The organism is Salinicoccus cyprini (assembly GCF_007713705.1).
In the GTDB taxonomy this organism is placed as follows: domain Bacteria; phylum Bacillota; class Bacilli; order Staphylococcales; family Salinicoccaceae; genus Salinicoccus; species Salinicoccus cyprini.
Genome location: NZ_VMSJ01000003.1, coordinates 258,695 through 273,541 on the forward strand (window position 1 = coordinate 258,695; position 14,847 = coordinate 273,541).

Below are 14,847 nucleotides of genomic sequence, written 5' to 3' on the forward strand. Positions count from 1 at the left end.
TTTTCAAAAATTAAACAGTTCTTTTATAGAATATACATTTTTCCAAAATGGTGCAATAACTATTTTGCAGGGAGCGTTCATCCTGTATATGTTTGGACCTTATCCATTTTTATGGTAAAAATAATGTAGGGTCATACAGCAATCAGGGTACATAGTTCAATAAGGAGGCGTCTTATAATGACAAAGCAAATGAACCGTTTCGAAAATAAAGTAGCACTTGTAACAGGCGGACGCTCAGGCATCGGCCAGGCCATCGCCCGCAGGCTGCGTGATGAAGGGGCGAAGGTGTTCACTGCCCAGCGTGGTGAGGACGAGGAGTTCGACGCCATCAAGGCGGACTTCACCGATCCTGAATCACCGCAGCGTGTCATCGAAGAAGTGGTCGAACGTGCCGGCAGACTCGATGTGCTGGTCAACAACTCGGGTATGATGATTGAAAAATCCATGGAAGACATCAGCATCGAAGACTGGCAACGCAATCTCAGCATAAACTTGACTGCCCCATTCCTGCTGATCCGGGCAGCACTGCCGCACCTTCGCAAGACACAGGGCAGCATCGTCAATACAGGTTCTGTCGAAGGACTGGCATCAAATCCCAACCATACCGCGTACAGTGCGTCGAAGGCAGGACTCCATGGACTGACCCGCGCGGTCGCTGTCGACCATGGACATGAAGGCATCCGCTGCAATGCAGTGGCGCCCGGGTGGATCGATACCGACCTGAACCGCGAAATGATCGAGAATTCGGGTGATGCCAAGGCATTCCGTCGCGACATCAAACGCATCCATCCTGTCGGCCGTTCCGGCTCTCCGGAAGAAGTCGCTGCACTCGTCGCCTTCCTTGCGGCAGACGAAGCGGCATTCATCACCGGCCAGATCTACACTGTTGATGGCGGCAGGATGACACAACTGAGCCTGCCTTAGGCAGATTCATGAATAAAGCCTAACGTTGGAGTTCCAACGTCAGGCTTTACTATTTCAATTATTCTCCGAGACGCGCTTCACACGCTTCGATCACCTTTCTGAGCGCCGTGATCCGCGCGTATCTCTTGTTGTTGCCCGCGATGACATGCCACGGTGCATGGTCGGTACTCGTTTGGCGCACCATATCTTCCCCCGCCTGCACATATAGATCCCACTTTTCTCTGTTTCTCCAGTCTTCATCGGTCAGTTTCCACTGCTTGTCCTCATCATCCTGCCGGTCATTGAAGCGTTCCAGCTGCTCATCCTTATCGAGGGACAGGAAGAACTTCACAATGATCGCTCCGGAATTATACAATGATTTCTCGAAGTGGTTGATTTCTTCGTAGGCCTGCTTCCACTCCTTATTGGATGCAAACCCCTCTATGCGTTCCACAAGCACCCTGCCATACCAGCTGCGGTCGAAGAAGCCGATATGACCGCTTCTTGGCGTATCGATGGCGAAGCGCCACAAGTAGTGGTGTGCTTGTTCCATATCGGTCGGTGCCCCGGTCGCGTTGACAGTATAGCCGGTCGGATCGAGTCTTTCCCGGATGCGCTTGATGTTGCCCCCCTTGCCGGCAGCATCCATGCCTTCATATACAATGACGAGTGGAATCTTCTGCTCATAGAGCTGGAACTGGATCTCCCGCATCCTCGACTGCAGGTCAGGCAGGATCTCCTTATATTTCTTTTTCCTGATCTTTTCTTTTTCGAAGTCGAAATTGAAGAACTCGGGCTGATAGTCCGCGGTGAACTCCCCGTCCACTTTAGGTGTCTCCTTGCGCAATTCCTTTTTCACCCGCTTCTCAAGACGCTCTATGATGGTGCTGTAAAGCGTATTGATCGCCCCGCCCTTGTCTTCGAAGTCGATCACCGTCCACGGACAGTCCGTCGGTGCATCCAGAAACTGCTTCATTTCATTTTCATAGTCGATCTTGCTCAGGCGTTCCGCAAATTCCTCCGCCTTCCACTTCAGCACAGGGTTCGCTCTGAGCTTTTCAATATGCCGGTTTCGCACTTCTTCCGTCGATTGCACATAGAGCTTGATGATCTCGTAGCCGTTATTCATCAGCGACTGCTCAAAATGGTCGATATCCTGCCTGATTTCCCGATAGTCCACTTTGACATTTTCACGCACGTCATTCGTCTTGTATTCGATGTATTGCGCATACCAGCTTCTGAAATGGATATTGATGTCTCCATTCTTCGGCAGATGGTTCCAGTATCGTTGCAGGAAAGGATACCTGAGATCGATGTCCCGCGGCGGTCTGGTGGCCATGAAATCCGTGTATTTGGCATCGAGTGCCATATACAGTGCGTTCGACAGGCGGGATTTACCGGAAGCCGGTGCCCCTTCAATCACAATCATGAGCGGAATACCCATTTCCTTAGTCTTCCTTGTCATTTCTCCAATTCTGTTCTCGAGTATCTCATCTGTCTCTACCATGTCATCTCTCCCTTTACTTATCATCTCCTCTATCTCTACCCACAAGTCAAATAATCTGAACATATTGTAAACTTGAGGTGCATTTCAGATGAATATGATAATATGAAGATGTATATAACTTTTAGGGGGATGAACATGGTACGCACTTTTAAAGACTATGAATACGAAAGACCGGATCTTGAAAAAATATCATCCGAAGTGGACGCACTGCTCGAAGAGTTCAAGACAAAGGATTCTGCTGAGGCACAAGGTGAGGTCATCGACAGACTCAATACCCATTTCAACTACCTGTCGACGATGAGTACGCTGACCTACATACGTGCTTCCATTGATACAAAGGATGAGTTCTACGATCAGGAAAGAACATTCTTCGATGAATACGGGCCGATGATCCAGGAGATTGATCATAAATACTACCAGGCAATCTCTTCAAGTCCATATAGAGATGCTCTTGAAGAAAGATACGGCAAGCAGCTGTTCGCCCTGGCTGAAAATGCGATCAAAGGATTCGACCCGAAAGTAAAAGAATTGCTTCAGAAGGAGAACAAGCTCGACTCCGAGTACTCGAAGCTCATGGCTTCGGCTGAAATCGAATTCGACGGCAAGGTGCTCAACCTGTCCGAATTCGGCCCCTATGCCCAGCATAAGGACCGCGGCATGAGAAAAGGCGCGACTGAGGCTGTACAGGGCTTCATGGGAGATAACCTGGAGAAGATCGACCAGATCTATGATGACCTCGTCAAGACACGCCATCAGATCGCACAGGCGCTCGGATACAAGGACTTTGTCGAACTCGGCTACGTTCGCATGAACCGGATCGACTACGATCGTGATATGGTGGAGAACTTCAGACGCCAGGTGGCCGAGCATGTCGTGCCGCTCGTTACGGAACTGAAGGAAAGGCAGCGCCAAAGAATCGGCCTTTCGGAACTGAAATCCTACGATGAATCCTTCGACTTTGTCACAGGCAATGCAACACCAAAGGGGGACACGGAAGAGATTCTCGAGAATGGTGCAAAGATGTACAGCGAGCTGTCTCCTGAAACGGATGAATTCTATACTTTCATGAGAGAACGCGAACTGTTTGATGTGGAAGCCAAGAAAGGCAAGGAGGGCGGCGGATACTGCACATTCATTCCGAACCATGCATCCCCGTTCATCTTCTCGAACTTCAATGGCACGCTGGACGATGTGACTGTACTGACCCATGAGGCCGGCCATGCGTTCCAGAGCTATATGTCGAGAGGATTCGAAGTGCCGGAATACCAGTTCCCGACACTGGAAGCGGCAGAGATCCATTCAATGAGCATGGAGTACTTCACCTACCCTTGGATGAATCTGTTCTTCAAGGAGGATACGGACAAGTTCAAGTTCACGCACATGGCGGACAATATCTCCTTCCTGCCCTATGGTGTCGCCATAGATGAGTTCCAGCATGTAGTCTACGAAAATCCGGAGCTCACACCAGAGCAGCGTCGCCAGGAGTGGCAGAAACTTGAGGACAAGTATCTGCCGCACCGTGACTACGATGGTATCGAGCCGCTTTCAAGCGGTGCATTCTGGCACAGGCAGGGCCACGTATTCGGTGTACCGTTCTACTATATCGACTATACGCTTGCACAGGTCTGTGCGCTACAGTTCTGGAAGCGTGCAAATGAAGACTTCGAAGCGGCATGGGCGGACTATGTCAAACTATGCAAGCTTGGTGGCTCACTGCCATTCAATGCCTTGGCACAATCAGCCAACCTGACCTCTCCGTTTGAAGACGGATGCCTCGAATCCGTAGTGGAAGAAGTCAAAAGCTACCTGAATTCAATCGACGATAAAGTACTATAGAAGAAATGCCCCATTCATTGAATGGGGCATTTCCATGTCTATTTATTGTGCTTCGGTTTCCTCATGATACAGAGCAGTATGCCACCTGAAATGAATAGTACAGTTCCGTATAGGAAAGTGTAGGTCGTCTCGCCCGTATTTGGCAGTTCCTCACGTGAGGTTGAAGCAGTTACCCCTTCTTCGTTCTTTACTTTTTCCTCTATTTCATATATGACTGCTTCATCCACTTCTGATTCTTCCATGATCCGCGCCGACATCAGGCGATTGACCCGCTTATCCAGAAGACCGAGCTCCGTTTCTGATGCACCGGGTCTGAGCGATATGCCTTCCAGAATATTGCCATAGTCGTATCGGAAATATTTCTTCTTTTCAGCAGCCGGTGGTTCGGATGGTTCCGGATCCACAGAGGTATGCTCCGCTTCAGGGGCTTCCGGATACGGCACAAAACCATTGTCATCCTTTTCAGGTTCTTGTGCCGGCACTTCCACTGAAGGTTCCACCGGTTCCATGACCGGCTCATCCGCTGCAGGTTCTTCACTTTCCTGAACGGGTACTTCGACTGTCGGAGGCTGGTTCGTCTCTTCAATCGTCTCCTCGGCTGTCGGCGCTTCTTCAGTCGGTTCCGTCGTCGGCGCTTCTTCAGTGACCGGTTCACTCGTCGCCTCTTCAGTCGGCTCCGGTGCGACGGTGCTTTCCTCTTCCGTTGGGAGAGGTGGCGTTTCCGGCTGTTCTGAAGATGGCTCGGCAGGTGCATCGCTCTCCTGGCTTTCATGCAATGCAGGCGGTGCCTCATCACTTTCATCATTTTCACTATGCGCTTCGATTGCCGCTTCACGGATCTGATCTTCATCCGTATTTTCCGGCGTGGAACTGACAAGAACGTCCTCCTCCACCGCTTCTGCTGATGGTTCAGTAGTCTCTTCCTCCGCAACCGGCATCTCTGTGCTTTCTGCTGGTGCTTCCTCACTATTTTCCATCTGTACGTTTTCGTTCGTAACGACTGTTTCCGAAGTCTCCGCTGCCTCCGGCTCTTCTGCATGGACTACTGCGTCTATATCGGTTATGAATATGGTAGATGCGATCAACAGGGATGCGATACTACTCTTCATGATTTTATTTTTCAATATGACTCCCCCATCAGGCTTTACCATTTTTAGTCACTTTCAATAATCATCATTATATTAGAATGACACGGGGGTATCCACCGAATATCCGAGTTGTTACATAACCTTAATACTGGTGCCTTATTACTGGGAAATATTTCAGTAATGTTTCAAAAAGGTAACTTTGTATCAGAAATATTTACATGGAATAAAAAAAATCTCCTTTCACTTTGAAAGGAGATCAGTGGGTGACATCGTAGGTTTTGATGATGGTCTCATACGCCGAGGAACCAAGTTCCCGGCAAATATAGAAGAACAGGACATCACAGATCACGAGCTGGGCCACCCGGCTTGTCATGTTCATATATTGTATGTTTGTTTCTTCCTCGGTGATTTCTATTGCGATATCGGCATTGCGCTTCGCTATGGAAGCGTGGTTCTGTGTCAGTATGACGGTCTTGACCCCAAGCTTCTTTGCAAGTTTCACTACTTCGACGACTTCCTTGGTCTTGCCGGACAGGGTGATGAGGAACAGGACATCATTTTCCTTGGCATTCGACAGCCGGGTCATGCAGAGGTACTTGTCCGAAGTGAAGAAAGCATTGATATTGACTCTATGTAGCTTCTGCTCCAGTTCATTCCCGACATTGGCGGAGTCTCCAAGACCGAATATGAAGGTATTGTCCGACTTGGCGAAAAGCTGTGCCGCTTCCTTCATGGTGTCCCGATCGACGATCTTCTCCGTGTTGTAGAGCGCCTGTATCGTATTTTTGAAAACCTTATCGAAAATATCCTTATGGGTATCATGCTCGAGATCGATGACCCTTGATATATTTTCCTTTTCCAGTGTATGGAGCTCCTTGGCGAGTTCGACTTTCAGCTCTTTAATACCTGCGAGCCCGATTCTCTTTGAGAATCTGACAATGGCTGCATCGCTTGTATCACTGTTTCTTGCGATGTCCTTGACAGGCATATTGATGACTTTGGCAGGATTGTCCAACATGAAATTTGCAATCCGCTGCTCTACAGGTGTCATATATTCATAACGTTTGCGAATCTGACTCAGTACCGAAAACATATCCACTTCTCCTCTCACCCTTACCGTATGTAAGTTTATAATAACAGAATACTCAATCGATTATAAGCGGAATTGAAACAATATTATGTGCAAATTCTGAAATCCGGTTCCTCTATTTCATATGGATGATCGGATTGGACGCCAGCGGCTGCATTTCGTAACGGGACATTCTGACATGGCAGCTGCCCATTTCTGTGGATAGTTCCACGCCTCTCGCCTTTTCCGAAGGGAATATGCGTGCTGTCATGACAGCCGCTCCGTCATTGATGAAAATTTCAACACTTGAAACATCAACGAATATCCGGAGTTTGGAAAGGGGTGCATCGAGCTTCGCCGTCCTCACAGTCCCATCGACATTTTCCGGCATTTCGCCGCTGAAAGTCGTGTCAAGGGTGAGCGTATTGGTGTTGGCATCATAGATCAGACTCGTCTGCTCCCGTCTGCTCACTCTCAGATTGATGTATATCTGTGTCGCCGAATTTTCAAGTACATCCATCGTCAGCTCATAGCTGTCCCCATAGAAGTCCTTCATCTTCTTCGGACGATGATCGAAATAGCCTTCTGCCGTCATTTCATCCGTTCTCAGATCTGCCAGGGCCGCTGCAGGCCGCTGCTTCAGAACACCATTTTCGATGGACAGCCTCCGGGGCAGCGTCAGGCAGTGGGACCATGCGCCATCTGTCGGGTAGACCGTCTCCTTCATCCCCATCCATCCGATGATGTAACGGTTGCCAAAAGCGTCACACGTCGTCTTTGGCGCATAGAAGTCGAAACCCTGATCCAGTTCATGAAAGTCGCCATGCGACATCACCCGCTTGTCGAGGTCCGCACTGCCGAGGATATAGCCGGACTGGTAGATGTTCCAGTAGCTGTGCTGATACTTGTCGAGTCCTTGCGGACAGAACATGAGGACATGGTGCCCATCCAGTTCAAACAGCTCGGGTGACTCCCACATGAAACCGAACTGATCCAGCTCAGTTTCAAGTTCGCCTATGTAATCGAATACTTCAGTGCCCGTGCCGGTAAAATAGAGCACACGGCCGAAGTCATCCTGGGTAGCCGCCCCCATTATCATACAATATCTTCCATTTTCTTTCCACACTTTCGGATCTTTCACAATCGGTCCATAGCCTTTCGGCGCACCTTTTATGATGGGTGATGTCCGATATGGACGGAGATGCCCCGCTTCTTCTCTGAATGCCGTATGCTGCTGGAGTGGTATGCCGCCGTCCATCACTGTATGATACACGTGCATACCATCCATTACAGAAGCGGAGCCTGAATCGGCTCCGTCCGGTAATGCATCGACTATTCCGCGATTATGATAGATGGCAAGATCATCCGATACGACGTGGTACAGATACTTTCTGCCCTCTGTCCAGAAGGGCGCCCACTGGTATAGGATGTGATATTTGCCTTCATGGTATATGAAGCCATCAAGCGCATCCATGCTGCCTGCAGGCGGCTGGATATGATACTTCTGCCGCCATGGACTCTCCTGTGCCCTGTCAATCTGGCCTGTCCATTTTTCACTGCTGCCATCAAGCGCCAGAGATGCTCTGGCATCCGGATCGAATTTCACCTGGAATACCCCCTAGTCGGAATCCAATGATTCTTCTAATGCTTTCTGCTCTGCTTTCAGATGTCTGCGATAGCCGATTTTGGAAATGTAGATGCTGATTTCATAAAGAATGATCATCGGTATGGTAAGCAGTATATGTGTCATTACATCCGGCGGTGCAACGAGTGCCGCAACCACCAGCAGGATGAAATAGGCATATTTCCTGTTCTGCTTGAGAAATGCCGGTGTCAAAAGGCCGAGCTGCGTCAGGAAAAGTACAAGAATCGGCATCTGGAATATGACACCGAACGGCAGTACCGTCCTGAACAGGAAGCCGAAATACTGGTTGATTCCGATGGTATTCTCAATCCCCATCTCCTCGGACAGTTCAAAAGTGAACTGGATGATATAGGGTACAAGAATAAAGTAGCCAAAAGCCATACCGAGCAGCATGAGTACCATGACGATCGGTATATAGCCCAAAGTGAGCTTTCTTTCGTTACTGTACAGCCCCGGGGAGACAAATGCCCAGAGCTGGTAGAGTATCGCCGGCAGCACGATGACAAAGCCGATGACAATGATGATCATCAGGTAGATCTTCAGGGGATCGGTCACCTGGAATGCGTGCATCTGGATCGTCTCCGTCCACGGTGCATTCTGCATCTGGTAGATCAGTGGTTTGGACAGGAAAAATCCGATGACCAGGGCGCCGACAAAAAAGTACATGACAATCAGCAGCCGCTTCCTCAGTTCATCCAGATGCTCGGTGATCTCCCTTTTTTCCGAGTCGTTCATACTTCATTTTCACCTCTTTAAAAAAAAGGCGGCTTCCGCCACCTCTTCATACCTTTATGCTTTAGTTTCTTCAACTTTTTCGACTTCGACTGTTTCGATTTTCTTCGGTTGTTTCTTTCTATCGTTGTCGTCTTCGTCGTCATCGTCGTCAGTGGCGAGACCTTTGGTTGCATCTTTAAACTCTCTTAAAGTGGAACCCATCGCGCGTCCGAACTGCGGCAATTTTTTAGGTCCAAATATGATCAATGCCACAACAGCAATTACGATCATACTTGTCGGGCCTACTGCCATCAGTGTCACCGGCATTAATGTTTCGAGCATAGTATCCCTCCTAGATATATTTCATATAAAAGAATAGTGCCTGCAATTCAACGCTCAAATCTATATTATGGACATAGATTTCATCACTTACATTCAATCTGATCGGTGTGAAGTTGAGTATGCCTTTGATGCCCGCCTCCACCAGACGTTCAGCCATATCCTGGCTGACTTCTGCCGGCAGCGTGAGTATCGCAACATCTATGCTATGTCTACTGATCAGATCCTCAAGCTCATCCGAATGATATACTGTCGTGCCATTGATGGATGTCCCGACAATCTGAGCATTACTATCAAAAGCAGCTACCACATTCATTCTATCATTTATGCTGCTGAATTTGTAGTTTAATAATGCACTGCCCAGGTTGCCCGCTCCAATGATTGCCACATTTCTCACTTCATTACCCTGGATATGCTCCATGAAGAAATTCAATAGGCTCTTGACGTTGTAGCCGTAGCCCTTCCTGCCAAGTTCACCAAAATAGGAGAAGTCTCTCCGGATTGTGGCTGAATCGATATCCAGTGCTTCGCTGATTTCCCTTGAGGAAACTCTGTCTACACTGGTCTTCTCGGCATTCTTGAAAAATCTATAGTATAAAGGGAGACGTTTCATTGTTGCGTTTGGGATTTTCTTTTTACTGTTCAAATGTCCCACACCTCTTCTATTGCACTCTGTCGGTATATTATAGCATATCTCCATTTTCGTAGTGTAGTCATTGTCACTTAATTTCATCGTTTTTTTGACTTGTTTGTTGTAAAATTGAATGAAGTGGGGGAATTCATATGATAGTAATGCAATTAGGAAATGTAGGGAAATCTTTCGGTACAGACCGGATTTTTTCAAATATAAATCTTGAAATAAAAAAAGGTGAAACCGTCGGCATCGTCGGCAAGAATGGCGCCGGCAAGACGACGCTGATGAAGATGATGGCGGGTGAACTCGGTGTCGAGGACGGCCGGATCACGACGCCGAAAGGCATCGCGATCGGCTATCTCACCCAGCAGATGACACTGGAGTCATCCCAGACCGTCCGTGATGAAATGATGCGGCCCTTTGCCGGGCTGCTGCGCACCCAGGAGGAGATGAATGCCACCACCGCATGGCTGGCAGCACATGACTACGAGGATCCGGCATACAGCGACCAGCTGGAAAAATACGATCGGCTGCAGAACACTTTCGAATCAAAGGGCGGCTATACCATCGATGCCGAGATCAAGACCGTGCTCACCGGACTCAACTTTTCCGGCAGTGATCTTGATCGCAATGTCGATGCGTTCTCAGGTGGTCAGAAGACACGGCTCGCGCTCGGACAGATGCTGCTGTCGAAGCCCGACCTGCTGCTGCTCGATGAACCGACCAACCACCTGGATATGCAAACGGTGGCATGGCTAGAGCAGTATCTGAACAGCTTTACAGGCGCAATCGCGATCATCAGCCACGACCGCTACTTCCTCGATCGGACAGTGGATAAGATCTTTGAAGTGGAGATGCACAGAGGAACACTCTACCACACCAACTATACGAAGTATGTCAAAGAGAAGGAGAAGAACTTCAGCCTTCAGGTGAAAGCATATGAACACCAGCAGAAGGAGATCAGGCAGCTTGAGACCTTTGTTGAGAAAAATATAGCGAGAGCCTCCACGAGCAATATGGCAAAAAGCAGACGCAAGAAGCTTGAGCACATGGATCGTATGGAGACGCCGATGATCGACCGCAAAAGTGCACGGTTCTCCTTTGATATAAAGCGTGAGAGCGGCAATGATGTGCTCAGGATCAAATCGCTCGCCATCGGATATGAGGAGACACTGAATAGCGGCATCAATCTGAATGTCGACAAGGGAGACCGGCTTGCCATCATCGGTCCGAACGGTATAGGCAAGTCCACACTTGTAAAGACGATCGCCAGGGAACTGCCGCGGCACGACGGGGAAATCATCTATGGTACAAATGTCTCGATCGGCTACTACGACCAGAAGCAGGCGGAATTCACTTCCAACAGGAATGTATTGGAAGAACTGTGGCATGAGTACCCCGAAATGAACGAAAGCGACGTGCGTAAGGTGCTTGGACGCTTCCTGTTCACCCAGGAGGAGGTACTGAAAAGCGTCAATGACCTGAGCGGCGGAGAAAAAGCCCGCATACAGCTTGCTAGGCTGATGCTCGAGAAGAACAATCTGCTCATTCTCGATGAGCCGACCAACCACCTCGACATAGACAGCAAGGAAGTGCTTGAAGCTGCACTGCAGAATTTCCCTGGTACCATCCTGTTCGTCTCGCATGACCGCTATTTCATCGACCGCATCGCTACCAAGATTGTCGAAATGGATCAGCAGCATGTCCAGGTCTATAATGGAGATTACAGCTACTACCGGCATAAGAAGGATGAGCAGGCCTCACTCACCATCCAGGCGGAAAGCAGCCAGTCGGTCGAGCAGAATGATTTGGACTACCGGCAGCAGAAGCAGAAGCGGAATGAAATGCAGAAACTGAAACGCAGTGCAGCCAGAATGGAAGAAAGCATCCTTGAACTGGAAGAGGAGATTGCGCAGATTGAAGAAAAGCTGGCCGAACCTGAAGTATACGGGGACTACGAGAAGGCGTCCGAATACGACCAGCAGCTGAATGATCGGAAAGAGGCACTCGAACAGCAGATGCTGGAATGGGAAGCGCTCGAGGAGCAGATCGAAGAAGTATAGGATGCGAACGTATATTCCTTTTCTTGTATCAGTAGCAATGGATGGAATACACAGCTCTATACACAATGAGAAGTGCTCTGCATCAGGGGTTTGCGGGTTTCATCCACAAAATAAACAAGTTATCCACAAATCTGTACACACTTATATCCCCAGGGTGCTGGCCTTAAGGCAAGCTTTCAGTAATATTATCAACAAATTATCCACAACCCGCATCGAAACAGATGTTCCATATCCAAAGAAAAAGGGCAATCCCGGTGAGGGATTGCCTTTTTAAATGCTGTATTCTTCTATATCAATATAGTTTCTGCCATTCAGGTCGAGACCACCGAATGCCTTATTATTGTAGAGATGATAAGCTGCAGCGCCGATCATTGCCGCATTATCGGTACAATATTTCAAAGCAGGAATGCTGAGTTTTGTATCGTTCTCCTGGCAGAGCTCTTCAAATTGTGCCCGAAGTCCGCTGTTGGCTGCCACACCACCTGCTATGATCAGATTTTCAACTTCATAGTCCGCTACTGCCTGCATTGTCTTTTTCGTCAGTACATCAATGACGCTCTCCTGGAAGCTTCTTGCTACATCCGCATCCTTCACTTCAAGATCTTTCTGCCTATGGTTGTGCAGTGTATTGATGACCGCAGACTTCAGACCGCTGAAGCTGAAATCGTAACTGCCAGGTTCAAGGTAGGGTCTTGGAAAGTTGAAGCTATCCTCGCCTTCCTTGCTGAGACGGTCGATATGAGGACCACCAGGGTACGGCAGTCCGATGACCCTGGCAACTTTGTCGTATGCTTCACCGACCGCATCATCCCTCGTTTCCCCGATGACCTCAAAGGACATGTGATCTTTCATGTAGATCAGTTCGGTATGACCGCCGGAGACGATGAGGGAGACGAGTGGGAACTGCAGCTTCTCCTCAAGCTGGTTGGCATATATATGACCTGCGATATGATGGACGGGAATCAAAGGCAGATTGTGGGCAAAGCTGAATGCCTTGGCAGCATTGATGCCGACCAATAGTGCCCCGATCAGCCCCGGACCTTCAGTCACTGCCACAGCAGATAGATCTGCTGGCGTCAGGCCTGCCGTCTCAAGTGCTTCTTCAATCACTACTGTTATGGTTTCGACATGGTGTCTTGAAGCGACTTCCGGTACTACACCACCAAAACGTTTATGACTCTCAATCTGACTGACAACGACATTGGCCAGTATTTCATTGCCGTTTCTGACGAGGCTGCATGCTGTTTCATCACAGCTCGTCTCGATACTCAGTATAATGACATCTTCATTCATCCAGCTTCACCCACATGACATGTGCATCCTTTCCCTGTCCATAGTAATCCTTGCGGATCCCTCCATAGAGGAATCCTTCCTTTTCATAAAGCTTCATTGCCCGATCATTATCTACACTTACTTCGAGTGACAGTATGCCTGCAGACTTTCCTGCATATGCCTTGGCATGCTGCATCAGCTGATGGCCATAGCCCTGCCCCTGCTCTTCGCTGCTGACGGCAATTGTTGTAATCTGGCTCTGATCGATGACCAGCCACATGCCGCAGTAGCCGACCACGCTGCCTTCCTTTTCAATCACAAAGTAATAGGCGAACTGGTTGGCGGTCAGTTCTCTCAGGAACGATTCGATATTCCATGAAGTATGAGGAAAGGAAGCACATTCGATTTCATACACGGCTTCCAGGTCGTCAATCGTCATTTTTCTTATGGTTGTGTGCGTTCCATCCAATTCTTCTCAGCCTCCGATACTTTCAGATATTCAGGCACCATACTATGGATGTCCTCCTGACGCAGCATGGATCCATATTTTTCAACGGTACTGACACGCGGTACTGTATGGAGGAATGATGCGACATTCTCACTGAACTTCTCCTCGCCATCCAGAAGCAGATGATGCGATTGATAGCCTTCCATATGCTCAAGCAATGCATCAAGGGATCTGTATCCAGCCGGCAGAACCTCTTCCATTTCATCATGTTCCACCCGATGGACTGCACTGTATACATTACCCCTCCTGCCATCAAATAGCGGAGCCAGTATACCTTCCCTATTGCTTGATGCCGTAATGACAGCCAGAGAGGATACGGAATAAAGATCCACCCCGAGCGCATGCGCCAATGTCTTCGCAACAGTGACACCGATGCGGACACCAGTATAGGAACCCGGTCCGCGTGCGACGATGATACGGTCGATATCCTTTCTTTCATATCCGGTCATATCAAACAGCTGGCTGATATGGACCATCACTGTAGCAGAATGCGTCCTTTTTACAGTTGTATTTATTTCCGCCAGGCAATAGCCGTCTTTATTGAGTGCAACAGACAGCGGTCTGTTGGAAGTATCAATCAGAAGAGAAATCATGTTCAAGCGCCTCCAGTATTTTTGTGTATTTCATACCGGATGAGGTGAACTTGAAAACACGCGCATCTTCACCAGCAACGGTAATATGGATTGATAGATGTTCATCAGGCAGAAAGTCTTCAATGAACTGAGGCCATTCGACAATCGCAATATCCTCGCCATTGAAGTATTCATCAAAGCCAAGATCCTCATCACTATCCTCAAGCCTGTAGCAGTCCATATGATGGATCGTATGATCTCCACGATATGTCTTTATGATATTGAAAGTCGGTGAACTCATTCTTCTTCTGACGCCGAGAGACCTGCCAAGGAACTGGGTGAATGTCGTCTTCCCAGTCCCAAGGTCTCCGGATAGAAGAATTACAGTACCCATCTCCATATTATCAGCAAGCGTACGGGCGAGCTTTTCAGTTTCATTCAGACCATTGATTTCAATACTATACTTCATATTATGCCACCTCATCTACCATATACTCCGATTATACAAAAAAAGAGACCTGTAAAGGTCTCAATGCGGCTCATCGCATCCATAATTAAATTATGTATTAGTACTGCCCGGCGGCGTCCTACTCTCACGGGACGTCAGTCCAACTACCATCGGCGCTGGAGAGCTTAACTGCTGTGTTCGGCATGGGAACAGGTGGGGCCTCTCCGCCATCGCCACCGGACAATATGA

14 protein-coding genes and 1 rRNA gene are annotated in these 14,847 nt (G+C 48.6%); 3 read left to right on the forward strand and 12 right to left on the reverse strand.

Features of this window, described 5'->3' with window-relative positions; all coding sequences use genetic code 11:
* Window positions 1–177 precede the first annotated feature (177 nt).
* The gene (locus FO441_RS09080) at window positions 178–924 is read left to right on the forward strand and encodes an SDR family NAD(P)-dependent oxidoreductase (RefSeq protein WP_246095097.1); all 747 of its coding nucleotides are present in this window, start codon (window positions 178–180) and stop codon (window positions 922–924) included.
* A 58-nt stretch (window positions 925–982) separates the two neighbouring features.
* Here the strand turns inward: FO441_RS09080 and FO441_RS09085 are convergent, their stop codons facing one another.
* Window positions 983–2,410, reverse strand: coding sequence for a phosphate--AMP phosphotransferase (locus tag FO441_RS09085; RefSeq protein ID WP_145288964.1), 1,428 nt, complete (start codon window positions 2,408–2,410; stop codon window positions 983–985).
* Between the two features lie 135 nt (window positions 2,411–2,545).
* Here FO441_RS09085 and FO441_RS09090 point away from each other — a divergent pair, with 135 nt between their 5' ends.
* Window positions 2,546–4,246 (forward strand): M3 family oligoendopeptidase, encoded by a 1,701-nt coding sequence (locus FO441_RS09090; protein ID WP_145288966.1) that lies wholly within the window; start codon window positions 2,546–2,548, stop codon window positions 4,244–4,246.
* Between the two features lie 38 nt (window positions 4,247–4,284).
* Here FO441_RS09090 and FO441_RS09095 read toward each other — a convergent pair whose 3' ends face one another.
* The 6 genes from FO441_RS09095 to FO441_RS09120 all read right to left on the reverse strand — a co-directional run bounded on the left by FO441_RS09095 (window position 4,285) and on the right by FO441_RS09120 (window position 9,747).
* Window positions 4,285–5,370: a hypothetical protein gene (locus FO441_RS09095; RefSeq protein WP_145288969.1), complete on the reverse strand. Its 1,086-nt coding sequence runs from the start codon at window positions 5,368–5,370 to the stop codon at window positions 4,285–4,287.
* Between the two features lie 220 nt (window positions 5,371–5,590).
* Window positions 5,591–6,427, reverse strand: coding sequence for a MurR/RpiR family transcriptional regulator (locus tag FO441_RS09100; protein ID WP_145288972.1), 837 nt, complete (start codon window positions 6,425–6,427; stop codon window positions 5,591–5,593).
* A 112-nt stretch (window positions 6,428–6,539) separates the two neighbouring features.
* Window positions 6,540–8,009 (reverse strand): glycoside hydrolase family 32 protein, encoded by a 1,470-nt coding sequence (locus FO441_RS09105; RefSeq protein ID WP_145288975.1) that lies wholly within the window; start codon window positions 8,007–8,009, stop codon window positions 6,540–6,542.
* Window positions 8,010–8,021: 12 nt separating this feature from the next.
* Window positions 8,022–8,783, reverse strand: coding sequence for a twin-arginine translocase subunit TatC (gene tatC / locus FO441_RS09110; protein WP_145288978.1), 762 nt, complete (start codon window positions 8,781–8,783; stop codon window positions 8,022–8,024).
* Window positions 8,784–8,837: 54 nt separating this feature from the next.
* Complete coding sequence (locus FO441_RS09115; protein WP_186365533.1) at window positions 8,838–9,074, reverse strand: twin-arginine translocase TatA/TatE family subunit; 237 nt, start codon at window positions 9,072–9,074, stop codon at window positions 8,838–8,840.
* A 40-nt stretch (window positions 9,075–9,114) separates the two neighbouring features.
* Window positions 9,115–9,747 (reverse strand): redox-sensing transcriptional repressor Rex, encoded by a 633-nt coding sequence (locus FO441_RS09120; protein WP_281287297.1) that lies wholly within the window; start codon window positions 9,745–9,747, stop codon window positions 9,115–9,117.
* 137 nt (window positions 9,748–9,884) lie between these two features.
* Here FO441_RS09120 and FO441_RS09125 point away from each other — a divergent pair, with 137 nt between their 5' ends.
* Window positions 9,885–11,798 (forward strand): ABC-F family ATP-binding cassette domain-containing protein, encoded by a 1,914-nt coding sequence (locus tag FO441_RS09125; protein ID WP_145288981.1) that lies wholly within the window; start codon window positions 9,885–9,887, stop codon window positions 11,796–11,798.
* Between the two features lie 270 nt (window positions 11,799–12,068).
* Here the strand turns inward: FO441_RS09125 and tsaD are convergent, their stop codons facing one another.
* The 5 genes from tsaD to rrf form a co-directional block, all read right to left on the reverse strand.
* The gene (tsaD, locus tag FO441_RS09130; RefSeq protein ID WP_145288984.1) at window positions 12,069–13,091 is read right to left on the reverse strand and encodes a tRNA (adenosine(37)-N6)-threonylcarbamoyltransferase complex transferase subunit TsaD; all 1,023 of its coding nucleotides are present in this window, start codon (window positions 13,089–13,091) and stop codon (window positions 12,069–12,071) included.
* Window positions 13,084–13,539 (reverse strand): ribosomal protein S18-alanine N-acetyltransferase, encoded by a 456-nt coding sequence (rimI, locus tag FO441_RS09135; protein ID WP_246095099.1) that lies wholly within the window; start codon window positions 13,537–13,539, stop codon window positions 13,084–13,086. Before rimI ends, tsaD begins: the two co-directional genes overlap by 8 nt.
* Entirely contained in the window at window positions 13,515–14,171 is a 657-nt protein-coding gene (tsaB, locus tag FO441_RS09140) for a tRNA (adenosine(37)-N6)-threonylcarbamoyltransferase complex dimerization subunit type 1 TsaB (RefSeq protein ID WP_145288990.1), read from the reverse strand. Before tsaB ends, rimI begins: the two co-directional genes overlap by 25 nt.
* Window positions 14,152–14,619, reverse strand: a complete 468-nt coding sequence (gene tsaE, locus FO441_RS09145) for a tRNA (adenosine(37)-N6)-threonylcarbamoyltransferase complex ATPase subunit type 1 TsaE (protein WP_145288993.1) — start codon at window positions 14,617–14,619, stop codon at window positions 14,152–14,154. Before tsaE ends, tsaB begins: the two co-directional genes overlap by 20 nt.
* A 105-nt stretch (window positions 14,620–14,724) precedes the next feature.
* Window positions 14,725–14,839: ribosomal RNA gene (gene rrf / locus FO441_RS09150) — 5S ribosomal RNA — on the reverse strand.
* Window positions 14,840–14,847: the final 8 nt, after the last annotated feature.